Here is a 25,514-nt window from a genome sequence, read left to right as displayed (position 1 = left end):
TACCTTATCGAGGATCTTGTTGGGTCTGGGTGTATTTAAACTGATTTTCACTGAGTCGTTTAAAACCCGCCCGACTGAATAGTTGCTGTGATACTAGGTTATCGGGATGAACTTCGGCAAAAATAGGGGTAAATTGCGATTGCTTTGCCCAATCCAGCGCAGTTCTTGCCAAACCTTTGCCTTGATGCTCAGGGGCGATAATGATGGAGATCTCCCAGCCTTCTTGCTGACGGTCAAACCGTAACATGCCCACAGCGTCGTCGCTTAGCTCCAGTATCAACAGGGAGCGTTCGTTATCAGCTAATACTTTTTCAAACCACTGACAATGGGTTTGGTAGCTTGGCGGCTCTGGAGTTCTGGAATAGTCTCGAACCCCCGGAGCGGTTTGCCAGCGATAGAGCAGATCTCTATCCATCGCGGTGACAGCTCTTACCTGACACTCGGCCTGAAAAAGTGCTTGCAACACACGCTTCACACCATGCCCATCGCAGAGCTGTACGGCACAGCCTGCAAGCTGGTTCAGCGTGTCGGGTGCGGTGCTGATGGTTAACAGCTGCTCTTTGAACTGTTGCGGATTTAGTGTTTTGAAACAGCCTATGCCTAACGCTGCTTTAGCTTTGGTTAATTCCATTGCATTGTGGCGCTGGTTTTCCGCGGTAGTGATCAGTAGCGAGGGAAGTGCCATCGCACACCTCTCAAGTGCAGAGCCACCGGGGGCGCCAATACAGAGGTCGGCATGTGCGAGCCGCTCTGCTATTGAGCTTGGTTCAACGACCAGTTCTGTTTTTATTGTCATCAATTCGGTTTGAGATTTTACTCGTGCTAGGTGGATAGCACTTTCGCTCAATAATACCTCGATGCTTGCAATATTTGGCGGTGGCTGCATTTGATTAATCTCTTTTAGCAGCCAGTCACTTACGTTGTCTTTGTCGACGCCGCCCATCGCAATGAGCAGTTTTATCGGGTTATTACTTTGATAAGCGGGGCGCTTAAAGCCTGAGAATTCGCCACGCAACAGGGCGAAGTTGGGGCCGCAGAGCAGTGTGCAATGTTCTGGCACTAACGCTTTGTAGTGCGCAGCTAGGCGCCCTGGAGAGGCATCAACCAGTATGTCAGCAAGATGCTCACGATCCGCTAGATCATCAATAACGAGTAACTTGTGATATCCCGCTTTGACGTTTGCTTGCCATTGCTTATCAAGCGCATAGTGATCGACGACAAGCCAATCACAGGGCTGATTTGATAGTCGTGTCAGTGTTTGTTGTGCGTCTTGTTGCCAGAGGCACCCCAGCCATGGGCTGTGTGCGGGCAAGCATTCTGTCGTGACCTGTGCTTGCTTGCTTTCATCACTTTTATCGGTTTTTAATAGTTCGAGCTGAAACCCCTGCTTTTTGATCAGCGCTGCGCGATGCCCTGGCAGCTCTCGGCAGATGAACAATATCTCACAACCTTTGCTCTGAAGCTGATGGGCGAGGGTAAGGCATCTAGCTAAGTGGCCATTGCCTATCTCAGTCGAAGCGTCTGTTCTGAAAACGATACGCATTATGAATTATCTGTGGATAGGCCGGAATTCAGCGCGTGATATTTCAACTCCGCTTCGAGCCAATCATCGGGGGTATCAATGTCCTGGACGAAACGCCTTGGAATGGGGTAACCCAGAGCGGCCTTTGAGATGATCGGGGTATGGTTTAGAAATGACGATACTTTTCCCCAATAAAACTGTCCACAATCATGATAATAATCGGGAAGGTCCTGGCTTCTGGCGTTGATGTGTTGCTCAAAACTGGGGGTCAGTATGTTGTCTTCATTCATACTGACCGCCCGTAAAATAGGAAAATCAAATTCCGTTACTGGAAACGCATAGTCAGCCTGGCGGTCGACAAGCAGCTGTTGTACGGCCTTTAAATGGTTTACCTGAATTAACGGCGCAGTGGCATAGATACAGCAACAATGGGTAATCTCCTTTGTCTGCGTCATTTCCTGCTCTAATGCATGAGCTACGACAGGTAGGGTTGCAGCATAATCATCTGATAACGTGGCGGGTCGGATGAAAGGAACGTCTGCGCCATATTGCTTTGCCACAGAAGCTATCTCTTGGTCATCAGTAGAGACGACTATTTTAGCAAACAGCTTGGATGCAATGGCGGCTTCTATGGAGTAGGCAATCAATGGTTTTCCGCAGAAAGGCTTAATATTTTTTCTTGGTATTCTTTTACTGCCACCTCGTGCAGGAATGACCGCAATACATTTCACTGCATCTCCCCCTCACAAAGCTGTGTGACCGTTTCTATCACCAGATCTTGCGCCTCAGTGGTCAATTCAGCATACAGGGGAAGAGAGATCGCTTTTGTTGCATAGCTTTCTGCTTGCGGAAAATCTCCGACTTGAAAGCCAAGCGCCTGATAATAGGGTTGAAGGTGAATAGGCATGTAGTGCAGGTTTACGCCAATATTTGCAGCCCTAAGTGCTTCAAAAATCGTTTGATGTTGTAACTTTAAGTTGTCCGGTAAACAGATAACGAACAGGTGATAGGCACTTATTCTGTCATCGCTAACCGGTAGATATTTGATGACGGTGTTGCTGAATGCTTGCTGGTATCGTTCTGCTAAAAGGTTGCGCTGTTCAACCCACCTATCTAAGTGGCGCATTTGGCTTAAGCCTAAGGCAGCTTGTAACTCTGTCATGCGATAGTTAAATCCCAGCTCCTGTTGCTCGTAATACCAGGGGGCAGGGGCTTCTTCTTGTAATAATTCTGGATCGCGCGTGACACCGTGAGAGCGAAATAGTGACATTCGCTTTGCCAACTCAGGGTCATTGGTAAGCGCCATACCGCCTTCCGCGCTGGTAATGATTTTTACCGGATGGAAGCTGAATATCGTAATGTCGCTGTATTGACCACTGCCGGTTTTCACGCCTTGGTATTCACTTCCCACCGCGTGACTGGCGTCTTCGATGATGTTGATAGCAAACGGCTGACATAACGCATGGATCTCGCGCATATCACACGGTTGCCCGGCAAAATGCACGACCACGATCACTTTGGGTAAGCGGCCATTGGCTTTCGCAATGGTGAGTTTCTTTTCCAGTGCAGCAACACTGAGGTTACCGCTGTCAGGGTCGATATCGACAAAGTCGATATCTGCACCGCAGTAACGTCCGCAATTGGCCGAAGCGACAAACGAGTTGGGCGATGTCCAAAGCAGGTCTCCAGCGCTGAGCTCTAATGCTAAACAAGCGATATGTAGCGCTGAAGTTGCACTGTTGACCGCGACGGCATGTTTTGCATTGCAGTATGCCGCTAAAGCTCGCTCAAACTTCGGTACTTGCGGCCCTTGCGTTAAAAAATCAGATTTGAGTACGTCAACGACCGCGTCTATGTCATGACTGTCAATCGATTGTCTACCGTAAGGGATCATGCGTTAGCCATCTCGTTAAAAGCTAATAACCCCTCGTGATCCAAAAAGTCTGGATTATTCTTCGAGTTATATTCAAACCCGTGCTCCACTGGCGTTCCTGATTCACCTATGGCGTTGGTGGTGAATTCGTTTGAACGTTCATTACTGTAAAAGCGAATGGCTGGGGTGATAACGTAGTGGTCATGGAATTCGTATGTGTCGTAGCTTAATTCACTTGGACACATCACTTCGTGTAGCTTCTCGCCTGGGCGGATACCGATAATTTTAATCGGCAAATCTGGAGCCATCGCTTTGGCTAGATCAACGATACGCATGGAAGGAATTTTGGGAACAAATATTTCACCCCCTAACATACGTTCGAAGTTCTTAAGGACAAAGTCGACCCCTTGCTGCAGGGTGATCCAGAACCGGGTCATCTCTTCATGGGTGACAGGGAGGTGATCTGCGCCTTCGGCGATCAAGTTGTTAAAGAAGGGAACGACAGACCCGCGAGAGCCGACGACGTTACCGTAGCGAACAACAGAAAAGCGGGTCGCATGGCCTCCCGAGATATTATTTGCCGCGACAAACAGCTTGTCTGAACAGAGCTTAGTGGCGCCGTAAAGGTTGACCGGGCTGGCGGCTTTGTCGGTGGATAGCGCGATCACTTTTTCCACGTTGTTGGCCAACGCGGCATCAATGACGTTTTCGGCACCGTTGATGTTGGTCTTGATACATTCCATCGGGTTGTATTCGGCCGCTGGAACCTGTTTTAGCGCGGCAGCGTGAATGACGTAGTCAACGCCTTTCATCGCACGGATCATACGCTCTTTGTCTCGAACATCACCGATAAAATAGCGCATACAGGGCTCGTTAAAGCGCTGCTGCATTTCAAACTGTTTCAGTTCGTCTCGTGAGTAAACAATGATTTTTCTGGGTTGATAGTTTTTAAGTAGGGTCTGAACGTATTTTTTGCCGAAAGACCCTGTACCACCTGTAATGAGAATCGATTTGCCGTCAAACATCCTAATTCCTTACCCTCTTATTTAGCGTCTTTCTATTTATTTTGTTGTTGGTAGGCTAATTTGCCTTTGCTGGCGCGCTTGGATTTCAGTAGTTGTTCTTTGGTTCTTTTTCTTGCACTGGTGCTCGCTATCTTCACTTTGTCGATTATCACTTTTAGCTGTTCCAGTGAGCTTTGCGCTTCTGATGTTTCCGCAAATGAGCGCACGTCGGCCAGCCAAGCCTCTATCTCAAGTGCCTGGAGTGTCGCATCGGCTGATATTTCCGCTTCGAGTTGCTTGGTGAGTTGCCTGCCTCGGGATAGCAAACTTGAAGCTGTATCGCTCTCCGTTTTAGCCACCTTCAGCAGCCTTCTTTTGGGCTAAATCATCTCTGACATCTTGTGGTATACCGTCCCAGCCCTCTTTGATATTGCGCATCACGCCGGTGACAGCATCTAAGGCTTCAAGATCTCCAGAGACTGAACCTTCGCCCAGCTTAAAAATACAGAAGTCATAAAGATCGAACAGATTGCGCGAGATCTCCCCGCCAACTTCCATATCTAAACTGGCTTGCAAAACCGTTAGCAGCTCAATGGCTTTACCAATTTTCAGGCCTTTAACTTCAAAATCTTTCCGTTCAATTGCCCCTCTGGCTGCTGCCACGTTGCCCAGAATATGAGCCATGATTGCGGCAACCTGAGTATGGGGATCGGCGTCAGTCAACGAGTTAACCGTTCCTTTGCCATATTGTTGGATCGATGTTCTTGCCATTTTTAAGTACCTTACTCTGCTCTTAGTCGCGTTTGTGCAGTTGCTACTCATAGTAGCAGCGTCAAATATCTGCGCAGACGGATCTGCTTCTCATTTGTGTAAGCAAATTGAGTGCCAGCCATCTAAACTGAGAGCTGGCTCGCACTCCATTGTTGCTCTATCAGGCACTTTCAATACAATAGAAGCCAATAATAATATATGATTCGAAAAAAAGACGGTTTCTCCTGCGTCAAGGAAATGGCGGGAACTCCGCAGGCCCAGAGGGTGAAAGGTTTCATTTATGCAGGGATTATCTGACGTTCTCGTCATTGATGATAATAGTGATCGCCGAGCACAGTTAGAGCTTTTATTAGGATTTGTTGGTGAATCATGCCGCATCACTAGCTCTAGCAATATTTCTCTGATTAACAGTGAAGACTGCTGGCGTGCGGTATTTATTGGCGATATTGCCGATGAAGACCCATTAGAATTCATTCAGCGTTTAGCTTCTGTCCATCCACTACAGCCTTATGTGCTGCTTGGTGATGATAAAGGGGTCGTTTTACCCAATTTAGTGGGGTCTTTGATGGCGCCATTTAATTATCCCCAGATGACCGAAGTGATCCACCGCTGTCAAGACTATCATCGCAAGCGTCCTGGTGGACAACCGCAAACATCGACTCAGACTAAACTGTTCCGCAGCTTGGTGGGGCGCAGCGACGCTATTGCCCAAGTGCGGCAACTTATTGAACAGGTGTCAGTGACAGACGCCAATGTGCTTGTTCTCGGCGATTCGGGTACAGGTAAAGAGGTTGTTGCGCGGAATATCCATTATCTCTCTTCTCGCCGTGATGGCCCTTTCGTTCCGGTCAACTGCGGTGCTATTCCGGCTGAGTTATTGGAAAGCGAATTGTTCGGCCACGAGAAAGGTGCGTTTACTGGTGCGATAACCACCCGTAAAGGTCGCTTTGAACTTGCTCAGGGGGGCACACTGTTTCTTGATGAGATCGGTGATATGCCCACCAATATGCAGGTGAAACTGCTGCGCGTGCTACAAGAGCGGGTATTTGAGCGGGTAGGCAGTGCGAAGTTGGTTAAGGCCGATGTTCGTATTGTTGCGGCGACGCATCGAAATCTTGAAGGGATGATCGCGGAGGGTAAATTCCGTGAAGATCTCTACTATCGTCTGAATGTATTTCCTATTGAGATGCCCGCTCTGTGTGAGCGTCAGGATGATATACCGCTGTTATTGCAGGAGCTGGTTTCTCGTTTAGAAGCTGAGCACAATGCATCGGTACGCTTTACTGATAAAGCGATCGACTCCTTAATGCTGCACCCATGGTCGGGGAATGTCCGTGAGCTTTCCAACTTGGTTGAGCGGCTTGTGATCCTCTATCCCAATGGTGTGGTTGATGTCAGTGACTTGCCGCCTAAGTACCGGCATATTGACGTTGATCCTTATGAGCCGGTCTATTCCGAAGAGGTGATGGAGCGTGAGTCATTAAACGCACTATTCCGTGAAGACGCTGAGCCACTGATTGCTGAGCCTCAAGTTCCCCATGAGTTGCCGGATGAAGGGATCAATCTCAAAGAGATGCTATCTGAATTGGAAACTGACTACATTCAGCAGGCATTGGTACGCCAAGACTGGGTCGTGGCTCGCGCTGCGGAACAGTTAGGTATGCGCCGTACCACGCTGGTCGAGAAGATGCGTAAGTATCAGATCGCCAGAGATGATGAATAGCTACCGGTTTAACTGCTTCATCTGTTACTGAATAAAAAAGCACCTCAAATTGAGGTGCTTTTTTTATCTTCCAGCTCTCTTGGGGCAATGAACGTGTTTGATATTTCCCGCTGTTGAAAGCGTCAAAACCCTGTCTACATCTACTATTCTAACTAGATTGTTTCAGTTTTTATTAATTAAAACATGAGATTGAAATAGTTGGCACGCTCTTGGCTTTATCTCGGTATCGCGTCAAAAGGAGCGACATAGAGATGACACAGTCGAGCAATGTTGCCGATCAAGCCAAGTCCAGCAATGGACAGTTTCCTCCCCAGCTTCTCGCTACCGAGAAGGTGCCACTCAGATCTGAATCTGTAGTGATGGGTGAGATGGCAAAGCGCCAGTTGAATGAACAGAGCCTTCACGCCGAGGTATCGTCGACCGGGGTGCAGAATAACGCCAGTCGTATGCAGCACCTGATGGAGATCCTGCCTGCTGGGATTGTGGTATTGGATGGTAACGGCATCGTGCGTGAAGCCAACCCTATTGCACTCGAGATGCTGGGTGAGCCGCTGATCGGTCAGCCATGGCGACACATTATCTCTCGGGCGTTTTCGCCACAGGCTGATGATGGTCATGAGATCTCTCTGGCCAGTGGTCGGCGAGTGAAGTTGGCGTTGACTGCATTATCGCCTGAGCCTGGTCAGTTGATTTTGATGACGGATCTAACCGAAACCCGTGAACTACAAAATCGGATCAGTCATTTGCAGCGTTTGTCGGCGCTTGGAAAAATGGTGGCGTCATTGGCTCATCAAGTGAGAACGCCACTTAGCGCTGCCATGCTGTACGCGGCAAATTTAGGTAATAACACCCTCACAACAGAAAATCGTGGAGCGTTTCACCTTAAGCTTTTGGCACGCTTACAAGACTTAGAGCAGCAGGTGAACGATATGCTGCTGTTTGCCCGCAGCGACAGTCAGATCGCCGCTACACCACTCTCCATGAAACAGCTTTTGTCCGATCTGCAGTCGCGGGTCGAAGCCATGGTTAGTAAAAGTCGCAGTCAGTTGCAGATTGAGTTGCCTGAGCCAGATATCGAGATTCTAGGTAACGCCAGTAGTCTGGCCAGCGCCATCAGCAATCTAGTGCACAACAGTTTACAAGCATCAGCGACCAATATTCATGTCTCTGCGAAACGTCAGCAGCAGATGGTCGCAATCGAGATCCGGGATAACGGCAAAGGGATCCCTGAGGCGATGCAGAAGAAAGTATTAGAACCGTTTTTTACCAGCCGCAGTCAAGGAACAGGTTTAGGCCTTGCCGTGGTTCAAGCGGTGGCGTCGGCGCATAAAGGCTCGGTGAGCCTTGTCTCCGGCGAGGGTCAGGGTACATGTGTGCAGCTGCTCATTCCCATACGTAATGAAGATGAGCTTAGCGCTGAAGTGCCACTAAAAGAGGCGTGGGGAGGTTAAGATGGCCGATACCAAAGTGCTCGTCGTTGAAGATGACGCCGGCTTGCGTGAAGCCTTAGTGGATACCCTGATGATTTCCGGGTATCAGGTAACTGAAGTCGATTGCGGCGAGGCTGCGCTGTTACAACTGTCCCGTGGCAAGTTTGATATTGTCGTCAGTGATGTGCAGATGCCGGGGATGAGTGGGCTACAGTTGTTGCGGTCTATTCGCAGTAAACTGCCGCAACTGCCCGTGCTGATGATGACAGCTTACGCCACCGTCGATGCGGCTGTGGCAGCCATGCGGGAAGGGGCTAATGATTATCTGGCGAAGCCGTTTGCTCCAGAAGTATTACTCAACCTGGTTAGTCGGTACGCGCCAACTGACGGCAATGAACGCTACTCACCAGTTGTGGGCGATCCGCAAAGTGAAGCTTTACTAAAGCTGGCGGCCAAAGTGGCTGCGTCGGAAGCGAATGTCATGGTACTTGGGCCCAGTGGCTCAGGTAAGGAAGTGTTGGCGCGCTATATTCACGATAATTCGCCGCGCGCGGATGGTCCCTTCATTGCCATTAACTGTGCGGCGATCCCGGAAAATATGCTGGAAGCGACACTGTTTGGTTATGAAAAGGGCGCATTCACCGGCGCGTTGCAGGCATGCCCCGGAAAATTTGAGCAAGCACAGAACGGTACAATTTTACTTGATGAGATCACTGAGATGGATCTTGGTTTGCAGGCTAAACTTTTGCGCGTACTGCAAGAGCGGGAAGTTGAGCGCTTAGGCAGCCGCAAAACCGTCAAGTTGAATGTGCGGGTGTTAGCAACCAGTAACCGCGAACTGAAGCAAACCGTGAGTGATGGTCAGTTTCGTGAAGATCTCTATTACCGATTAAACGTATTTCCGTTGACCTGGAAGCCACTGTCCCAGCGTCCTGGTGACATTATTCCATTAGCGGAGCATCTGCTGGCTCGTCATAGTCAGGTTTCTGGCTCAGAGATCCCTACATTGACTGCGGCGGCTAAACATCGCCTGCAACATCATGCGTGGCCGGGTAATGTGCGTGAATTGGATAACGTGATCCAACGTGCGTTGATTCTGCAATCTGCTGGTAAGGTCGATGCAGACGATCTGATCATTGAAGATGAGATTACGGTTCAACTGCATACACCCACGGCAGTTCATAGCGCAGAGCCAGAAGTGGCCATGGATGATGCTGAGGGGTTGGGCGGTGAGCTTAAGGTGCAAGAGAATCAGATTATTCTGCAGACATTGGAATCGTGCCAAGGGCGTCGAAAAGATGTCGCGGAAAAGCTAGGGATCAGCCCCCGTACCCTCAGATATAAGCTGGCAAGGATGCGCGATCTGGGTATCGAGTTGCCCGCTTAACTTTTTATCTACAAATATAAGGCAGGTTAAATACCTGCCTTTTCAATTTGTTAGGTATTAACGACCCTCGTAATACTCCTCCCTTTATGCATTTGTTTAACGTGTTGGCAGGCTCCTTGCAGTTACTCTGCTATATGTGAAATTTTTGACGCTCAGGCGTCAGGAGCATTCAAATGCAAGTGAAAGCCAACGATCTATACAGCGAAATGCAGGCGATGATGCGCCAGGCTCAGGCTCCAGAGATGCGACCTGATGCTGTCCCTGTAAATTCTGCCGGAGACAAGTTTGGTGGCCTACTTCAGAATGCCATTGATGGTGTCAATGATGTGCAATCTCAGGCGGGTCAGTTGAGAACAGCATTCGAGATGGGCGATCGCAATGTCAGTTTAGGTGACGTGATGATCGCTTCACAAAAATCGAGCGTTGCATTTCAGGCGACTGTTCAGGTTAGAAACAAGCTGGTTGAGGCTTACAAAGAGATCATGAATATGCCGGTTTAATCGGCGTATTTTAGACGGAGAGTTGAGTCGTGGCTGAAGCAACGCAAAATACAGAATTGATGGTTCCCGCCGCAGGCGGCGAGATGAGTAAAGACGCGCAGGTCGACAGTGGAGAGAAAAAATCTTCAGTATTGGCCCATATTGGCAATGTCGATGTTCTGCGCCAAATTACAATTATTCTCGCCTTGGCAATCTGTTTGGCTCTTGCCGTGTTTGTGCTTATTTGGGCACAAGAGCCAGAGATGCGTCCTTTGCCGCAAATGGAAAGTGACGAACTGCTGCAAACACTCGACTTCTTCGATCAAAATAAGATCACTTATAAACTTGAGCGTGATGTGTTGTCTATTCCGGCAGAGGAGTATCAGGATATCAAACTCAAGTTGGCTCGTGCCGGGCTGGAAGCAACTCCTGAGAACGGTACCGATATCTTGATGCAGGATATGGGTTTTGGTGTGAGTCAGCGACTGGAGCGAGAGCGCCTAAAGCACAGCCGTGAACAGCAGATCGCACGCACCTTAGAGGATCTGCGTAATGTTAAAAAAGCACGTGTACTGCTCGCCATTCCCCAGCAATCGGTATTTGCCCGTCGTGAGAAAAGCCCCAGTGCCACAGTCGTGCTGACTATTGGCCGTGGCTCAGCGCTGAGTCGCGAAGAGATCGACTCTGTGGTTGATATTGTTTCTTCTGCGGTCAATGGCATGGAACCGACGCGGGTGACAGTGACAGACCAGAGTGGCCGCTTACTTAATTCAGGTAGTCAAGATGCCAGCTCAGCACGTTCGCGCAAAGAGTATGATCTTGAGCGTCAGCGTGAAGCTGAGTACATGAACAAAATTGATTCTATTCTGATTCCTGTCGTCGGCTTAGGTAATTACACCGCTCAGGTCGATGTCAGTATGGATTTCACCACGGTTGAGCAAACCCAGCGCCGCTATAATCCTGACTTGCCAGCATTACGCAGTGAAATGACTGTTGAAGATAACTCCGTCGGTGGTGTTTTGGGTGGTATCCCAGGCGCATTGACTAATCAACCGCCTGTGGCCGCAGAGATCCCGGAAGAAGCGATCGGTGGTGGCCCTGCCGGTGGCGCAGCTCCTGGAAGAAGCCACCGTGAAGCCACTCGCAATTATGAATTAGATACCACCTTGAGCCATACCCGACAGCAGGTGGGTGTGGTAAGAAGAGTCAGTGTTTCAGTGGCCGTCAACTATAAGTCAGTAGCGAATGCCGATGGTAGTGGTATTGATTTGGTGCCGCGAGCGCAGCAGGAGTTAGCCAATTTACGTCGCTTATTGCAAGGTGGAGTGGGCTTTGATGTGCAGCGTGGTGACTCGTTAGAAGTTGTCACCATCCCATTTGTTCGCTCCGATGATATGGTTGAGATTGAAGTGCCGATCATTGAACAACCGTGGTTCTGGAAAGCGATGCGACTGGTGATGGGCATCATTATTGTCTTGATCCTAGTATTGATGGTGGTTCGTCCGATGATCCGTAAGCTGACCGCTTCTGATGACGGTGTGGCTGACGAAGACAGATCGCTGCTTGAAGGTGCGGTATCCAGAGGAATTGAAGGTGGGCTGCTGGCTGCTGAAAACGAGCTAGACAGTGAAGTAAATGAAGAGCTGATCGGCAGTATTGTTGGTGGCAAAGTACAGTTGCCTGATCTACATAAAGAGGAAGATGTCCTCAAAGCAGTGCGGGCACTGGTGGCTAATGAACCTGATCTATCTGTACAGGTAGTGAAAGGCTGGCTTGAACAAGAAGCAAATAAAAAGTAAGCGCGGTTGAGGAAAGGGTAATGGCAGAAGAAAACGCAAAAGACGAAGCCGCTGGCAGCCAGGAGTTCGATGTTGATTCGATTGCTGCGTTCGATAAGGTTGCGATATTGCTATTGAGCTTAACCGAGGAAGACGCCGCGCAGATCCTCCGCCACTTAGAGCCTAAGCAGGTACAGAAAGTGGGGATGGCGATGGCAGGCATGCAGGACTTTTCGCAAGACAAGATTAGCGCGGTCCACAACCTGTTTCTCGACGATATTCAGAAGTACTCGAGCATCGGCTTAGATAGTGAAGAGTTTGTGCGTAATGCCTTAACCCAGGCATTGGGTGAAGACAAAGCCGGAAACCTGATTGATCAGATCATTATGGGTGGCGGTGCCAAAGGCCTGGATTCATTGAAATGGATGGATGCCCGTCAGGTGGCGAATATCATTCTCAATGAACACCCGCAAATTCAAACTATTGTGTTGTCCTACCTAGAGCCTGAGCAATCGGCAGAAATTCTTAACCAGTTTCCGGAAAAGGTTCGTCTTGATCTCACCATGCGTATTGCCAACCTTGAAGAGGTGCAACCGGCCGCCTTGCAAGAGTTGAATGAGATCATGGAGAAACAATTTGCTGGTCAGTCTGGCGCGCAAGCGGCGAAAATGGGTGGCCTGAAAGCGGCTGCCAACATCATGAACTACCTCGATACCAATATTGAGGGGCAGTTGATGGATTCAATTCGTGAAAATGACGAAGAGATGGCACAACAGATCCAGGATCTGATGTTTGTGTTTGAGAATCTGGTTGATGTCGATGATCGTGGTATTCAGGCGCTGTTGCGCGAGGTGCCACAAGAGCAGCTGCTGAAAGCGCTGAAAGGTGCAGATGATACGCTGAAAAATAAAGTTTATGACAACATGTCCAAGCGTGCTGCGGAAATGCTTAAAGATGACCTTGAAGCGATGGGACCAGTGCGGATCAGTGAGGTTGAAGCGGCGCAGAAAGAGATCCTCTCCATTGCCCGTCGTCTGGCTGACTCGGGTGAAATCATGTTGGGAGGCGCTGGTGGCGGTGAAGAGTTCCTCTAATTCGGCACAGCTTGGGAGCGTAAGCGGATGAGCCAACGCTATATTAAACCTCCTCGAGAGGGAGACGATACCGTCGATCCTTGGGCAATGCCTGATGTCACCGAAGAGGTTGATTATGAAGCGTTGCCCACCAATGCATTAGGCCTTAAACCGGGCGAAAATCACGAAGTTATCGTTGAGGAAGAGGAAGAGATCCCGGTTCTGACCGCAGAAGAGCTAGAGCTTATTCGTAAAGCGGCCTATGAAGAGGGGATGTTGCAAGGCCATGAAGAGGGGCATGCAAAAGGCTATGAAGCGGGTCACAAAGAGGGTTTAGAAAAAGGTCACAGCGAAGGGCTGGTAAATGGCCAGCGAGAAGGTGAAGCGGCCGGTGCAGCAATCATCGAAGAGCGCGCGCAAGTTTGGTCGGCGTTGGCTCGGCAGTTAGAAAAACCGCTTATGCACGTGGATAGTGAAGTCGAGCAAAGCTTGGTTGGTTTAGTTGTGGAATTGGCGGAAGAGGTGATCCGCTGTGAAATTGACACGAATCCTGAAGTGATCCTAAAAGTGCTACGCGAGGCGACCCATGCCTTGCCATTGTCTGCACGAAAACTATCTATCAGTTTGAATCCCGACGACGTCGCGCTTGTAGAGCAATCGTTCACGGAAGAGATGCTCTCCGAGCGTGGTTGGCTTGTGTCGCCGGACCCAACGCTTAATCGTGGTGACTGCCAAATCACCTCTGAACAATCTTATGTCAGCGTGTCACTTAAGCAGCGGGTGAAAGAGTTAATGGAGAGATTCCTGCATCAGAGTGTGCCCGCGGTAACGCTGGATGATGCAAAAGTGCTGGTGCCGGAAAGTGTCGGTATGGCTGACTCTCCGCGTGAGCAGAGCGAAGCTGAAATTGAACAGAGTCATGACGACAGTTTAGTTGATACGCCTGCGATGCCTGAGTCGATTGAACCAAGAGCTGACGATGCGGCAGAGAATGTTGCAAGCGCAGCGCAGGTCGACGAACCGTCTGCTGAACAACTGCCAGCAGATGAGGATGACAGTGATGCACAACCTCAGAAATAGCGCTGCGCTGGTTTCTCAGTTCAATCACTACCGTAAATCTATTCGAGTGCCTAAACCGGTCGTGTCTGGCATGTTGACCCGTGTGGTTGGGCTCACCTTTGAAGCGGTGGGCTGCCGAGCGCCAATTGGTAGTCGTTGTAAAGTTGAAACCCTGGAGGGGGAGATCGAAGCCGAAGTGGTCGGCTTTGCTGGTGAGATCCTTTATCTGATGCCCAGTGGCGAAGTTAAAGGGGTGGTGCCTGGTGCCAAAGTCACTCCGACTTCTAGCGAGTATGGTATCCCCGTCGGTATGGAGCTATTAGGACGTGTGGTTGATGGCAATGGTCATCCCATTGACGGTCGTGGCCCCCTGATCACTAATGAACGCGCCTCAGTAAAAGCTGAACCAATTAATCCAATGTTACGCCGCTCTATAGAGAAGCCTCTGGATGTTGGCGTGACGGCAATTAACAGCGCGCTGACGATAGGTGAAGGGCAGCGTATGGGGCTATTTGCCGGTTCCGGGGTGGGTAAAAGTGTCTTGTTAGGGATGATGACCCGCGGTACCACCGCAGATGTCATTGTCGTTGGTCTGATTGGTGAGCGTGGCCGAGAAGTTAAAGAGTTTATTGATGATATTTTGGGCGATGAGGGACGACGCCGCGCCGTCGTCGTTGCAGCTCCGGCTGATGCTTCGCCATTGATGCGTCTCAAAGGTTGTGAAACGGCGGTCTCTATTGCCGAGTATTTCCGCGATCAAGGGCTCAATGTTTTGTTGTTAATGGATTCATTGACCCGTTTTGCCCAAGCACAACGAGAGATCGCACTGGCGGTTGGTGAGCCGCCTGCCACCAAAGGCTACCCGCCATCAGTGTTTGCCAAGTTACCCCAGCTGGTGGAGCGTGCCGGGAATGGTGGCGAAGGGCAAGGCTCTATTACTGCCTTTTACACTGTGTTGGTGGAAGGGGATGATTTGCAAGATCCTATCGCCGATGCTGCTCGAGCCATTCTTGACGGTCACATCGTGTTGTCCCGTGAGCTGGCTGACGAAGGACATTATCCCGCGATTGATATTGAGAAGTCGATCAGCCGGGTGATGCCAATGGTGACCAGTGAACAGCACCAGCTACTGGCGCGCCGCCTGAAGCAGATCTATGCCACTTATCAACGTAATCGCGATCTTATCTCTATTGGTGCTTATGCCCGTGGTAGTGATCCCGAAGTTGATCTGTCGATCAAAATGATGCCAGTGATAAATGACTTCTTACAGCAGGGCATGAAAGATACCAAACCTTATGATGGCTGCCTGCAAGCACTGCAGCAGGTGTTGATGCAGAGTGTGCAGCAGAGCCAACAAAATGCCGCGCAAGGCATGCCACCGCAACAAGGCATGATGTAACCACTAGGAGAGCGAGATGGCGAAGATAGAGCAGCTCTTGTTGGTGGCTAAACTAGCCGAGGAGGAGGAGCAACAAGCGGCTAGATTATTGAAGCAAGCGGCAGATCGTGTGATGGCAGAAGAGCAGCAGGAGACACTATTGCAACAGTATCGCTTTGATTATCTGCATCAGCTTAGGTCGCGTGGCAATGGCGGCATGGGCTCGGCAGTTTATATCCAATTCCAGCAGTTTTTAGAACGATTGGATGGTGTGATCGTGGGGCAGCAACAAAAGATCTCCGAAGCAAGACGAGCGCAAATAGAGCGCAAAGCGCAATGGGATCGCAGCCGACAAAAACGTAACGCTATCGATCTGTTGATCGAAAAAAGCAAAGCGGCCAAGGCATTGAAAGAGAGCCGCCTAGAGCAGAAACAAGCCGATGAGTTCTCTTCACAACAGCTTGTGCGGCGTCTGATGAGCGCCCGTAATAGCTAAGTGCTCCATTTTTTCGTTTTGGAATGAGATTTGCTTAGTACTTGTATCTGGATAAATAGAATGGCAAAAGCGGCAATAATTGCCGCACCTAAGAGGTGAGCATGGCTTCGGTGCAGATGACTAATGGGCTGAGTGAGCAAGAAGCGGGTCTGTTTGGTGGTCTTTTCTCTGCGCAAGTGGAGGGGGACGGCGATGGCGCGCAATTCTCTGATACCTTGCAGCAAACCCTTGCCGCCTTCAATCAAGCGATGGTTGAGGGCGAAGAGATCAGTGCCGATTGGCTGGAGTCATTGCAACAGCAACTGGGTGATGAAGGTGACTTGAATGCCTTGCTGGCAAAGCTGGGTTTGAGTTTACCTAGCGATGAAAGTGGGCAGATCGAGCCTGATGTTAAACAGATGTTGGTCAAGCCCGACAACAGTATTGATTTAGCACCGGAGTCTGAACCTGTCACCGATGAAAATGGTAACGTGCTGGTAGAGTTCGCACCTGAGCTGCCTACTGCGCCTGACTCCCCTGATAACATGTTGGATCTTCTCGCTTGGTCAGAGAAAACATTACAGCCGCGAGTGACTGACGCGGATGTTGTTGCTGAGGTGGTTGATAATTCGTTGGTGGCCGACGAAGAGCCGCTGTTCAGTAGTACAACTAAGGTAATAGAGGCTCCTCCCGGAGAAGATAGCCTATTAGAGAACAGCGATGAGCTGATAAAGACCTCGGTCAATGTTGATTGGGCTATGGCAGAAGCTTCAGATCCTAATTTGGATCAAGAGACTGCTGGTAGGGTCACTTCGGAGCTAACGCTTGATGCGGCGCTGCAAAGTAAAGACGGCGAGGTTGAAGTTGATGAGCCGACAGCTAACACACTGAGCCATGGTGGTGGCTTCTTAGCCCCTGAGCACCCTGATGAGCAGGTGAGTGTGACTCCGCTTGCTGCAGCTCAGACAGCTGCAACCGTTAATGCTACGAATGGTAATCCAGCGACAGTTTTTAGCGATACAGCGTTCAATCAACTGCATGCAAAAGCAAATAAGGGGGCACCCACAGGGTTGACCGCTTCAATTGCAACTGATGCCAGTAGCGAAAGTGGAGAAGAATCTAAGCATGCACTGTTTGAAGCACTAAGTAGTGGCAGTGATGACGCCGCTTTAGATGGTGAAGCTGAGCAGGCGCTGGCACCGATAGCCAAAGCGGTGGCGAATAGTGAGTTGGGTGCCAGAGCAGCGGAGCCGCTTGTTTCCGCGATTGCTTCAACCCCAACGGCGACGGGGGCTGAACGTATTGATTTTGGAATGACGCCTCAGCATCAGCAAACAAGCCAACAAACGCCGGTACAGCAAGCACGCGCCGACATTCAAACCTTGCTGCAACAGGCGGTAGATATTCGCCAGCAGGAGCAGGCAGCCGGACAGCTGCGTGAACGTATGATGTTGATGGTGGCTGGTGGCTTGAACCGCGCTGAAATTCGCCTTGATCCGCCAGAGTTAGGCTCGATGATGGTCAGAGTTCAGGTGCAAAATGAGCAGGCTCAGGTGCAGATTGTGACGCAAAACCAGCAAGCGAAAGAGATGCTAGAGCAAACCTTGCCTAGACTCAGGGAATTGTTGCAGCAGCAGGGGATTGCATTGGGTGATACTGAAGTATCGCAGCAACAAAGTCAGCAACAGCAGATGGAAGATTCGGAGTCGGATCCTGCATTAGCTTGGGAGCAAGCACAGGATGAGATGCTTGAAGCCGAAATTGATATCCCTGTGATCCAGCGCCAGATTGCGCAGGGTAGGGTTGATTACTTCGCTTGAGCCGATAGGAGCGCCTGCAAAAATATGTTAGCTTTTCGCAGGTTATATCCCTCATAAATTACGCTGAAAAAACGAACGATTATGGCTGAAGATCTGGAATTAGAGCTCGACGATAGTGAAGGTAAAAAGAAGCCGGTGATGCTGATCATCATCGCTGTGGTGGTTGTCCTCCTTGGCGCTGGTGCAGCGTTCTACTTTTTGTCTGGTGGTGATGATGCGCAGCCAGTGGCGGATGAGAGTGCACCGGCGGCAGAAGGAGCCCAGCCTGCGGCCAGTGGTGAAGACGCAACGACAGGTAATGCGCTCTATGTTGCATTGCCTAGACCGTTTGTTTTTAACGTGCCGGGGCAAGGGCGAGACCGCCTGGTACAGATAAAAGTGCAACTTTTGGTACGTGGTGGCAATAACGAATCGTTAGCAAAAAAACATATTCCGATGATTGAAGGCACCTTGTTAAAAACCTTTTCAGGCGCCAACGCAGACGAATTGTCCACGCTGGAAGGAAAAGAGCGTCTCCGCGAGCAGGCATTGACTGACATTAAGTCTGCTCTGCAGGGATTGGAAGGTACGGAAGTGGTGGAACAAGTGTTATTCACCGGCTTCGTGATGCAGTGAGCATAGTCCTATGGCGGTAAGCGATCTTTTATCACAAGACGAAATTGATGCGCTGTTACATGGTGTTGATGACGTCGAAGAGGATGAGGCCAGTGATGGTGGCGGCGACGGTGCTGCTCAATATGACTTCTCTTCTCAAGACCGAATTGTTCGGGGTCGTATGCCGACCTTGGAGATCGTTAATGAACGCTTTGCCCGTCATATGCGGATCAGCTTATTCAATATGATGCGCCGCACTGCTGAGGTGTCGATCAACGGCGTACAGATGATTAAGTTTGGTGAATATGTACACACTCTATTTGTACCTACATCACTTAACATGGTGCGTTTTCGTCCGCTGAAAGGTACCGGCCTTATCACCATGGAGGCCAGGTTGGTCTTCATTTTGGTGGATAACTTTTTTGGTGGTGATGGTCGTTATCACGCCAAGATTGAAGGTCGTGAATTTACGCCGACCGAGCGCCGTATTATTCAGATGCTGCTGAAGATTATCTTTGAGGATTATCGTGAAGCTTGGGCGCCGGTGATGGACAGTGAATTTGAGTATCTCGATTCAGAAGTTAACCCCGCCATGGCGAACATCGTCAGTCCAACCGAAGTGATCGTGGTGAGCTCGTTCCATATCGAACTGGATGGTGGCGGCGGTGACTTCCACATCGCTTTGCCCTATTCGATGCTTGAGCCTATTCGTGAACTGCTTGATGCCGGTGTACAGAGTGATAAAGAAGACACAGACATGCGCTGGTCTAAGGCGTTGCGTGATGAGATCATGGACGTGCCGGTGGGTCTTCATGCAATGTTATTGGATAAGGTTTTAAGTTTAAAAGAGATTATGGATCTCAAGGTTGGCGATGTGATCCCGGTGGAGATGCCGGAGCATGCCACCGTGTATGTCGAAGAGCTACCAACCTATCGCGCCAAGTTAGGCCGCTCCAGAGACAATTTAGCGCTTAAGATCGCCGAAAAGATTAAACGTCCTGAATCTGTGAAGTCAGATCTGGAGATGGTCACCCGACAAGGCGTTCGCATTGATAGCGAAGCCGAATTAGAAGAACTCGAACGAACCATAGGGGAGCCCTGATGAGTGATGATAATGAAGATATCCCTGATGATTGGGCTGCGGCTTTTGCTGAACAAGAAGCAGCCGAAGCAGGTCTGGTAGAAGACGTAGCGGCGACGACTGAAGTCGCGGAATTTGAGGAGCTGGAAGAGGAAGAAACCTCTCTCACTGCTGAAGAGAAGCGCCGCCTGGATACCATTCTGGATATTCCTGTTACCATTTCGATGGAAGTGGGGCGTAGTCAGATAAGCATTCGTAACCTATTGCAGTTAAATCAGGGATCGGTGGTTGAGCTGGATCGTGTGGCCGGTGAGCCTCTGGATGTATTGGTCAATGGTACCCTCATCGCCCATGGTGAGGTGGTGGTGGTGAATGACAAATTTGGTATCCGTCTAACGGATGTGATTAGTCAAACTGAGCGGATCAAGAAACTCAAGTGAGTATCGCTAATTTGCTGTTATTTTCAGCGCCTGTCGTCGCACAACCCAGTGCTGGTGGCGGCGTTGCCACGTCACAACTGCTCTCATTGTTGTTTTCTCTGATCACTGTTTTAGCCATTATTCTTATTTTGGCTTGGCTACTGCGCCGATTTAATATTGGTGCCGCTGGTGGCCGTGGTGCAATGAAAGTTGTTGCCACCTTAGCGCTGGGTCGCAACGAACGGGTTGTATTGGTCTCTTTAGGTGATAAGCAACTCCTGCTCGGTGTCACCGGACAACAGATAAACCTGTTGCATACCTTTGACGAGCCTATATCGCTGGACACCGCCGACTCTGCACAGGCGATGCCGTTGCTGTTTCAGGAAAAGCTTCGTGGATTTTTGAATAAGACGGAAAAATCATGATAAGGACGCTCATTCTCACCAGTTTAGTGTTGTTGGCGCCTAACGTTTTCGCCGCGGATCCTATTGGCACCGCGCTGCCCGCCGTGACTGTGACTACGGGGGCAGACGGCTCACAAAGTTATTCGGTGACGCTGCAGATCCTCGCGTTAATGACCATGCTGACTTTCTTGCCAGCGATTGTCATTATGATGACCTCTTTTACCCGCATTACCGTGGTGCTAGCTATTCTTAGACAAGCGATGGGGTTGCAGCAAACGCCTTCGAATCAGGTCATTGTTGGTATCTCACTGTTTTTATCATTTTTTATCATGTCACCTGTGCTCAATCAGGTGTATGACAATGCTGTTGAGCCCTACATGAATGAAAGGTTGGCAATGAATGACGCGTTCACTCAGGCCAAGATGCCATTTCGTGAATTTATGTTGGGACAAACTCGGGTTAAAGATCTGGAAACTTTTGTTGAGATCGCTGGCCTTCAAGATCAGGTGACTGCACCGGAAGATGTACCGATGACGGTGCTAATCCCAGCATTCATTACCAGTGAGTTGAAAACGGCATTTCAGATCGGTTTTATGCTATTCATTCCGTTTTTGATTATCGATTTGGTGGTTGCCAGCGTTTTGATGGCGATGGGTATGATGATGCTGTCGCCGATGATTGTTTCTCTACCGTTTAAACTGATGTTGTTTGTGTTAGTGGATGGATGGAATCTAGTGATGGGCACGTTAGCGACCAGTTTCGGTCTCTAGGAGGTACCTCATGAGCCCAGAAATGTTTGTCGACATCTTCCGTGATGCACTGTTTGTGGTGTTGACCATGGTCGCTGCGATTATTTTACCCTCTTTGGGTATTGGTTTAGTGGTGGCGGTATTTCAGGCCGCGACGTCGATTAATGAACAAACCCTTAGCTTTTTACCCCGCCTGATAGTCACTCTGTTGACGTTGATGTTTCTTGCCAACTGGCTGGTGCGCGTATTGATGGACTTCACCATCAATATGATTAAAGAGATCCCTATGGTTATTGGCTGATGGAATTTCCCATGTCGATCATCATGGAAACCATGGCCAGTTATCTTTGGCCATTGGTGCGTATATCCTCCATGTTGATGGTGATGGTAGCCATTGGCACCAAAAATGTATCCACACGCATCCGCTTAGGTTTGTCTGTCGCTGTGACACTGGCTGCCGTGCCCGCGTTGCCGGCTCCTCCACCGATTGATCCGTTTTCTATTCAAGGTGCTCTGGTCACCATGCATCAGGTGCTCATTGGTACCTTAACAGGCTTTATCTCGGTGTTAACACTGCATACGTTTGTGGTCGCCGGTCAGGTGGTGGGGATGCAAACCAGTTTGGGTTTTGCTTCGTTGGTTGATCCTAGTAACGGTCAGTCAGTGCCGGTCATTGGTCAGTTTTACCTGATGCTGGCGACATTGCTGTTTTTTGCCATTGATGGCCACCTGTTGATGATTCGTATCATCATTGAAAGCTTCCACACCTTGCCTGTCGGCGCGAATGGTATTGAGGCGCCTCAGTTTGATGCGGTGGCTCGCTGGATGAGTTGGGTGTTTGCCGGCGGCTTAGCTTTGGCGTTGAGTGCGCTGGTTGCGCTGTTATTGATTAACTTCTCATTTGGCGTCATGACCCGGGCGGCACCACAGCTGAATATTTTCACCATCGGCTTTCCCGTTACTATGTTGTCAGGGTTGCTTATTATCTGGCTTACCTTGGGTAACTTCGTTGGCCACTTTGAAGCGCAATGGTACCGGGGCGTCGCCCTGATGTGCCAAGTGCTTAATGATCCGTGTTAGAGGCGTCGTATGGCTGAAGATACCGATCAGGAACGTACAGAAGACCCCACACCCCGACGATTACAACAGGCGCGAGAAAAAGGCCAGGTTGCTCGCTCTAAGGAGCTTAATACCGCTGCGGTATTGCTGGCATCGGCATTTGGCATGATGATCTTTGGCCAATCGCTGGCCGAAACGCTCGCTAAGGTTATGAAGCGTCTGTTTACGTTGAATCGTGATGAGAGCCATGACGTTAACCAGATGATGAGTGCCTGGCCCGATGCGCTGATGCAACTGCTGTTTCCCATGGGGGGCTTTATTGCCATGTTGTTCGTGGCAACGCTGGCTGGCTCCATTTTGATGGGGGGGATCACCTTTAGTAGTCAAGCGATGGCTCCCAAGTTGAGCAAGATGTCGCCGGCCAAAGGCTTTAAGCGGATGTTTGGGGTGCAAGCGCTGGTGGAGCTGCTGAAGGCGGTGGCGAAATTTGCATTTATTGCCCTGTTTGCATTCTTATTGCTGTCGTTTAAATTCGAAGAGATCCTGCATATCAGTGTCGAGTCTTTTCCTGGCAACATCGCCCATGCAGTAGAGCTGCTGCTGTTCATGTTTATCATTCTCTGCCTTTCGCTACTGTTTATTGTCGCGATCGATGTGCCGTTTCAGATCTGGAATCACACCAAACAGCTGCGCATGACCAAGCAAGAGGTGCGCGATGAGATGAAAGATGTAGAAGGGCGTCCGGAAGTGAAGGGGCGCGTTCGTCAGATGCAGCGAGAAATTGCTCAACGCCGGATGATGGGGGATGTGCCGAAAGCGGACGTTGTGGTGACTAACCCGACGCACTATTCCGTGGCTTTGAAGTATGATGTGAATGGCGTCAGCGCACCGCGAGTTATCGCAAAAGGTAATGACGAGGTGGCGATGAAGATCCGTGAGATTGCCCGTGAAAAAGAGGTGCCAATAATGGTGGCACCGCCATTGGCTCGGGCAATTTACTACACCACGAAGCTGGGCAAGGAGATCCCGGACGGTCTGTTCGTTGCGGTTGCCCAAGTGCTCGCTTATGTATACCAGTTAAATGAGTACAAGAAGGGCACCGGGAAAAAGCCGACGCCTCTGCCAAAAGAGTTACCTATCCCGGATGAGCTAAAGCATTAATGTCGGTCATTCTATTCATCGCTTAATACGCTTTTTCTCCTCCGTGCTGTTTTATTCCTCTTCTATTCTAGCGCTCATCTCTTAATTGACTTCGTGCTGGCCTGACTCTTGCAGAATCAGTCCTAGAGTCAATTTTGTGTCGCAGTGAGTTATGGATCTTAAAGCAACATTAGGCAGTCTGGATTTTCAACGGGTACGTCAGATCCAAGGGATCGGGGCGCCGATTATTGTATTGGCAGCGTTGGCCATGGTTGTGTTGCCGATGCCTGCACTGCTGCTGGATATGCTGTTCTCATTTAATATTGCGCTGGCGTTGGTGGTCTTATTAGTCACCATCTATACGCTGCGGCCATTAGAGTTCGCCGCTTTCCCTACCGTACTTCTGGTGACCACCTTACTGCGTTTGGCATTGAACGTTGCTTCAACACGAGTGGTGTTATTGCGTGGTCATGAAGGCCCTGACGCTGCGGGTAATGTGATTGAGGCGTTTGGTTCGGTGGTGATTGGCGGTAACTACGCCGTCGGTCTGGTGGTGTTCGCCATTCTGGTCATTATTAACTTTGTGGTAGTCACTAAAGGTGCTGGGCGTATTTCAGAAGTAAGCGCACGCTTTACTTTGGATGCGATGCCCGGCAAACAGATGGCTATTGATGCCGACCTGAATGCCGGCTTAATCAGTCAGGATCAGGCAAGAACTCGACGGGATGACATTGCCCGTGAAGCAGACTTCTATGGCTCGATGGATGGTGCCAGTAAGTTCGTTAAAGGTGATGCTGTCGCCGGTATTCTTATTCTATTTATTAACGTGATCGGCGGTTTTATCATCGGTATGGTGCAGCATGATCTGGCGTTTTCTGAAGCGCTAGAGATCTACACCCTGCTGACTATCGGTGACGGTTTGGTGGCGCAGATCCCTGGGCTGCTCCTCTCTATCGGTGCCGCCATTATGGTGACACGTCAAAGCGCCTCGGCTGACATGGGGCAGCAAGTGTTGTCACAGATGTTTGATAACCCGAAAGCGCTGATTATCTCCGCTGGCTTACTGTTCCTGATGGGTATTGTACCTGGCATGCCTCACCTGGCTTTCTTAACACTGGCGTTTGCTGCTGGCGGTATGGCTTACCTGATGCACCGTCGCCGGGCTGCTGCAGCACTTGCGGAAGCCGAGGCGGCAGCCAAAGCTGCCAGCCCAGAACAGCAAGCGGCTGCCGCAGCGGCAGCGCCGAAAGAGTTGGGTTGGGATGATGTTCGCCCAGTGGATATTATTGGTCTGGAAGTGGGTTATCGTCTCATTCCGCTGGTGGATAAAGGCCAAGGTGGTGAGTTACTTAATCGTATTAAGGGCGTGCGTCGTAAGTTGAGTCAAGAACTTGGCTTCCTCGTGCCAGCTGTGCATATTCGGGATAATTTAGATCTGCCGCCAAATACTTATCGCGTGTCATTGATGGGCGTTTCTGTCGGGGAAGCGGAGATCCGTCATGATTGCGAGATGGCCATCAATCCAGGACAAGTGTTTGGTCGTGTCGATGGTATCGACACAAAAGATCCGGCCTTTGGCCTAGAAGCAACCTGGATCTCACCTGATCAGCGTGAGCATGCCCAAACACTCGGATATACCGTGGTTGACGCGGCAACGGTTGTCGCCACACATCTGTCACAAGTGTTGACCAACAATGCCGCAAGCTTACTGGGTCACGAAGAGGTGCAGAATCTATTGGATATTCTCGCGAAAAACTATCCGAAGCTGGTTGAAGGTTTGGTACCTGAAATGTTGCCGTTAGGCCATATCGCCAAGGTGCTGCAAAACCTGCTGAATGAAGGTGTGCCCGTGCGAGATATGCGTAGCATCATCCAGACGTTAAAAGAGTACGCGATGAAGAGTCAAGATCCTGACGTCCTGACTGCGGCTTGTCGAATCTCTCTTCGTCGGATGATCTGCCAAGAAATCAATGGGATAGACGAAGAAATGCCAGTTATCACATTGGCGCCAGAGTTGGAACAGATGTTGCACCAGTCTATGCAGGCCGCCGGAAATGAAGGTGCAGGTATTGAACCTGGGTTGGCCGAGCGGATGCAGGGGGCTTTGATTGAATCAGCCCAGCAGCAAGAATTGGCAGGGCAACCAGCCATCTTACTGACCTCAGGGATCCTTCGCTCAACGCTATCGCGTTTTGTGAAGAATACAATTCCTAGCCTGCGAGTGCTGTCGTATCAGGAGATACCTGACGACAAGCAGATAAAGATTATCTCGTCTATCGGACAGTAGAAGTTGCCT

25 protein-coding genes are annotated in these 25,514 nt (G+C 50.0%); 19 read left to right on the top strand and 6 right to left on the bottom strand.

Annotation, left to right across the window (positions count from 1 at the left end; all coding sequences use genetic code 11):
- Nucleotides 1-4 precede the first annotated feature (4 nt).
- The 6 genes from pseG to fliS are packed head-to-tail and all read right to left on the bottom strand — an operon-like array spanning nt 5 to nt 5,170.
- The gene (pseG, locus tag EXY25_RS17875; RefSeq protein ID WP_130567892.1) at nt 5-1,543 is read right to left on the bottom strand and encodes a UDP-2,4-diacetamido-2,4,6-trideoxy-beta-L-altropyranose hydrolase; all 1,539 of its coding nucleotides are present in this window, start codon (nt 1,541-1,543) and stop codon (nt 5-7) included.
- Nucleotides 1,543-2,253: a pseudaminic acid cytidylyltransferase gene (gene pseF / locus EXY25_RS17870; protein WP_246019587.1), complete on the bottom strand. Its 711-nt coding sequence runs from the start codon at nt 2,251-2,253 to the stop codon at nt 1,543-1,545. Before pseF ends, pseG begins: the two co-directional genes overlap by 1 nt.
- Complete coding sequence (gene pseC, locus EXY25_RS17865; RefSeq protein ID WP_130567891.1) at nt 2,250-3,416, bottom strand: UDP-4-amino-4,6-dideoxy-N-acetyl-beta-L-altrosamine transaminase; 1,167 nt, start codon at nt 3,414-3,416, stop codon at nt 2,250-2,252. The genes pseF and pseC overlap by 4 nt, the downstream gene beginning before the upstream one ends.
- Nucleotides 3,413-4,420, bottom strand: a complete 1,008-nt coding sequence (pseB, locus tag EXY25_RS17860; RefSeq protein WP_114339767.1) for a UDP-N-acetylglucosamine 4,6-dehydratase (inverting) — start codon at nt 4,418-4,420, stop codon at nt 3,413-3,415. The genes pseC and pseB overlap by 4 nt, the downstream gene beginning before the upstream one ends.
- Nucleotides 4,421-4,452: 32 nt before the next feature.
- Nucleotides 4,453-4,758, bottom strand: a complete 306-nt coding sequence (locus EXY25_RS17855) for a hypothetical protein (RefSeq protein ID WP_114339766.1) — start codon at nt 4,756-4,758, stop codon at nt 4,453-4,455.
- A complete protein-coding gene (gene fliS / locus EXY25_RS17850) occupies nt 4,751-5,170 on the bottom strand; it encodes a flagellar export chaperone FliS (RefSeq protein WP_114339765.1) in 420 nt (139 codons plus the stop codon). The genes EXY25_RS17855 and fliS overlap by 8 nt, the downstream gene beginning before the upstream one ends.
- A gap of 280 nt (nt 5,171-5,450) precedes the next feature.
- Here fliS and EXY25_RS17845 point away from each other — a divergent pair, with 280 nt between their 5' ends.
- From EXY25_RS17845 to flhA, 19 genes are all read left to right on the top strand, one after another.
- The gene (locus EXY25_RS17845) at nt 5,451-6,893 is read left to right on the top strand and encodes a sigma-54 dependent transcriptional regulator (protein ID WP_114339764.1); all 1,443 of its coding nucleotides are present in this window, start codon (nt 5,451-5,453) and stop codon (nt 6,891-6,893) included.
- Nucleotides 6,894-7,144: 251 nt separating this feature from the next.
- The gene (locus EXY25_RS17840; RefSeq protein WP_233496542.1) at nt 7,145-8,344 is read left to right on the top strand and encodes a sensor histidine kinase; all 1,200 of its coding nucleotides are present in this window, start codon (nt 7,145-7,147) and stop codon (nt 8,342-8,344) included.
- Nucleotide 8,345: 1 nt separating this feature from the next.
- Nucleotides 8,346-9,710, top strand: a complete 1,365-nt coding sequence (locus EXY25_RS17835) for a sigma-54-dependent transcriptional regulator (RefSeq protein ID WP_114339763.1) — start codon at nt 8,346-8,348, stop codon at nt 9,708-9,710.
- A 173-nt stretch (nt 9,711-9,883) separates the two neighbouring features.
- Complete coding sequence (fliE, locus tag EXY25_RS17830) at nt 9,884-10,210, top strand: flagellar hook-basal body complex protein FliE (RefSeq protein WP_114339762.1); 327 nt, start codon at nt 9,884-9,886, stop codon at nt 10,208-10,210.
- A 29-nt stretch (nt 10,211-10,239) separates the two neighbouring features.
- Nucleotides 10,240-11,988, top strand: a complete 1,749-nt coding sequence (gene fliF / locus EXY25_RS17825; RefSeq protein ID WP_130567890.1) for a flagellar basal-body MS-ring/collar protein FliF — start codon at nt 10,240-10,242, stop codon at nt 11,986-11,988.
- A gap of 20 nt (nt 11,989-12,008) precedes the next feature.
- Nucleotides 12,009-13,061 carry a flagellar motor switch protein FliG gene (gene fliG / locus EXY25_RS17820; RefSeq protein WP_114339760.1) on the top strand — a complete coding sequence of 351 codons (1,053 nt, stop codon included), beginning with the start codon at nt 12,009-12,011 and terminating at the stop codon, nt 13,059-13,061.
- Between the two features lie 27 nt (nt 13,062-13,088).
- A complete protein-coding gene (gene fliH, locus EXY25_RS17815; protein WP_130567889.1) occupies nt 13,089-14,120 on the top strand; it encodes a flagellar assembly protein FliH in 1,032 nt (343 codons plus the stop codon).
- Entirely contained in the window at nt 14,101-15,498 is a 1,398-nt protein-coding gene (gene fliI / locus EXY25_RS17810) for a flagellar protein export ATPase FliI (RefSeq protein ID WP_130567936.1), read from the top strand. Before fliH ends, fliI begins: the two co-directional genes overlap by 20 nt.
- A 16-nt stretch (nt 15,499-15,514) precedes the next feature.
- Nucleotides 15,515-15,973, top strand: coding sequence for a flagellar export protein FliJ (fliJ, locus tag EXY25_RS17805; protein ID WP_114339758.1), 459 nt, complete (start codon nt 15,515-15,517; stop codon nt 15,971-15,973).
- A gap of 101 nt (nt 15,974-16,074) precedes the next feature.
- A complete protein-coding gene (locus tag EXY25_RS17800) occupies nt 16,075-17,772 on the top strand; it encodes a flagellar hook-length control protein FliK (RefSeq protein WP_130567888.1) in 1,698 nt (565 codons plus the stop codon).
- Between the two features lie 81 nt (nt 17,773-17,853).
- Complete coding sequence (gene fliL, locus EXY25_RS17795) at nt 17,854-18,387, top strand: flagellar basal body-associated protein FliL (protein WP_130567887.1); 534 nt, start codon at nt 17,854-17,856, stop codon at nt 18,385-18,387.
- A gap of 10 nt (nt 18,388-18,397) precedes the next feature.
- The gene (gene fliM / locus EXY25_RS17790; RefSeq protein WP_130567886.1) at nt 18,398-19,468 is read left to right on the top strand and encodes a flagellar motor switch protein FliM; all 1,071 of its coding nucleotides are present in this window, start codon (nt 18,398-18,400) and stop codon (nt 19,466-19,468) included.
- The gene (fliN, locus tag EXY25_RS17785) at nt 19,468-19,887 is read left to right on the top strand and encodes a flagellar motor switch protein FliN (protein WP_114339754.1); all 420 of its coding nucleotides are present in this window, start codon (nt 19,468-19,470) and stop codon (nt 19,885-19,887) included. The genes fliM and fliN overlap by 1 nt, the downstream gene beginning before the upstream one ends.
- On the top strand, nt 19,884-20,291 hold the full coding sequence (gene fliO / locus EXY25_RS17780; RefSeq protein ID WP_114339753.1) for a flagellar biosynthetic protein FliO: 408 nt from the start codon (nt 19,884-19,886) through the stop codon (nt 20,289-20,291). The genes fliN and fliO overlap by 4 nt, the downstream gene beginning before the upstream one ends.
- Complete coding sequence (gene fliP, locus EXY25_RS17775) at nt 20,288-21,040, top strand: flagellar type III secretion system pore protein FliP (protein WP_114339752.1); 753 nt, start codon at nt 20,288-20,290, stop codon at nt 21,038-21,040. The genes fliO and fliP overlap by 4 nt, the downstream gene beginning before the upstream one ends.
- Before the next feature lie 10 nt (nt 21,041-21,050).
- Nucleotides 21,051-21,320: a flagellar biosynthesis protein FliQ gene (gene fliQ, locus EXY25_RS17770; protein ID WP_114339751.1), complete on the top strand. Its 270-nt coding sequence runs from the start codon at nt 21,051-21,053 to the stop codon at nt 21,318-21,320.
- Nucleotides 21,320-22,099 carry a flagellar biosynthetic protein FliR gene (gene fliR, locus EXY25_RS17765; RefSeq protein ID WP_130567885.1) on the top strand — a complete coding sequence of 260 codons (780 nt, stop codon included), beginning with the start codon at nt 21,320-21,322 and terminating at the stop codon, nt 22,097-22,099. The genes fliQ and fliR overlap by 1 nt, the downstream gene beginning before the upstream one ends.
- 9 nt (nt 22,100-22,108) lie before the next feature.
- Nucleotides 22,109-23,239 carry a flagellar biosynthesis protein FlhB gene (flhB, locus tag EXY25_RS17760; protein ID WP_114339749.1) on the top strand — a complete coding sequence of 377 codons (1,131 nt, stop codon included), beginning with the start codon at nt 22,109-22,111 and terminating at the stop codon, nt 23,237-23,239.
- Between the two features lie 151 nt (nt 23,240-23,390).
- Complete coding sequence (flhA, locus tag EXY25_RS17755) at nt 23,391-25,505, top strand: flagellar biosynthesis protein FlhA (RefSeq protein WP_114339748.1); 2,115 nt, start codon at nt 23,391-23,393, stop codon at nt 25,503-25,505.
- Nucleotides 25,506-25,514: the final 9 nt, after the last annotated feature.

Origin of the sequence: Corallincola spongiicola (assembly GCF_004284785.1) — a bacterium.
Classification (GTDB): Bacteria; Pseudomonadota; Gammaproteobacteria; order Enterobacterales; family Neiellaceae; genus Corallincola; species Corallincola holothuriorum.
Note: the sequence above shows the minus strand (reverse complement) of the source record. Positions and strands in the feature narration are given on the sequence as shown.

Bases quoted from the DNA above. Each gene is read 5' to 3' on its own strand.
- fliG (WP_114339760.1), top strand. From the start codon at position 12,009: ATGGCAGAAGAAAACGCAAAAGACGAAGCCGCTGGCAGCCAGGAGTTC.
- flhA (WP_114339748.1), top strand. From the start codon at position 23,391: ATGGATCTTAAAGCAACATTAGGCAGTCTGGATTTTCAACGGGTACGT.
- EXY25_RS17845 (WP_114339764.1), top strand. From the start codon at position 5,451: ATGCAGGGATTATCTGACGTTCTCGTCATTGATGATAATAGTGATCGC.
- flhB (WP_114339749.1), top strand. From the start codon at position 22,109: ATGGCTGAAGATACCGATCAGGAACGTACAGAAGACCCCACACCCCGA.
- EXY25_RS17835 (WP_114339763.1), top strand. From the start codon at position 8,346: ATGGCCGATACCAAAGTGCTCGTCGTTGAAGATGACGCCGGCTTGCGT.
- fliR (WP_130567885.1), top strand. From the start codon at position 21,320: ATGGAATTTCCCATGTCGATCATCATGGAAACCATGGCCAGTTATCTT.
- fliI (WP_130567936.1), top strand. From the start codon at position 14,101: ATGCACAACCTCAGAAATAGCGCTGCGCTGGTTTCTCAGTTCAATCAC.
- fliQ (WP_114339751.1), top strand. From the start codon at position 21,051: ATGAGCCCAGAAATGTTTGTCGACATCTTCCGTGATGCACTGTTTGTG.
- fliM (WP_130567886.1), top strand. From the start codon at position 18,398: ATGGCGGTAAGCGATCTTTTATCACAAGACGAAATTGATGCGCTGTTA.
- fliE (WP_114339762.1), top strand. From the start codon at position 9,884: ATGCAAGTGAAAGCCAACGATCTATACAGCGAAATGCAGGCGATGATG.
- fliJ (WP_114339758.1), top strand. From the start codon at position 15,515: ATGGCGAAGATAGAGCAGCTCTTGTTGGTGGCTAAACTAGCCGAGGAG.
- pseC (WP_130567891.1), bottom strand. From the start codon at position 3,416: ATGATCCCTTACGGTAGACAATCGATTGACAGTCATGACATAGACGCG.
- pseB (WP_114339767.1), bottom strand. From the start codon at position 4,420: ATGTTTGACGGCAAATCGATTCTCATTACAGGTGGTACAGGGTCTTTC.
- fliS (WP_114339765.1), bottom strand. From the start codon at position 5,170: ATGGCAAGAACATCGATCCAACAATATGGCAAAGGAACGGTTAACTCG.
- fliN (WP_114339754.1), top strand. From the start codon at position 19,468: ATGAGTGATGATAATGAAGATATCCCTGATGATTGGGCTGCGGCTTTT.
- fliL (WP_130567887.1), top strand. From the start codon at position 17,854: ATGGCTGAAGATCTGGAATTAGAGCTCGACGATAGTGAAGGTAAAAAG.
- fliP (WP_114339752.1), top strand. From the start codon at position 20,288: ATGATAAGGACGCTCATTCTCACCAGTTTAGTGTTGTTGGCGCCTAAC.
- fliH (WP_130567889.1), top strand. From the start codon at position 13,089: ATGAGCCAACGCTATATTAAACCTCCTCGAGAGGGAGACGATACCGTC.
- EXY25_RS17840 (WP_233496542.1), top strand. From the start codon at position 7,145: ATGACACAGTCGAGCAATGTTGCCGATCAAGCCAAGTCCAGCAATGGA.
- pseG (WP_130567892.1), bottom strand. From the start codon at position 1,543: ATGCGTATCGTTTTCAGAACAGACGCTTCGACTGAGATAGGCAATGGC.
- EXY25_RS17800 (WP_130567888.1), top strand. From the start codon at position 16,075: ATGGCTTCGGTGCAGATGACTAATGGGCTGAGTGAGCAAGAAGCGGGT.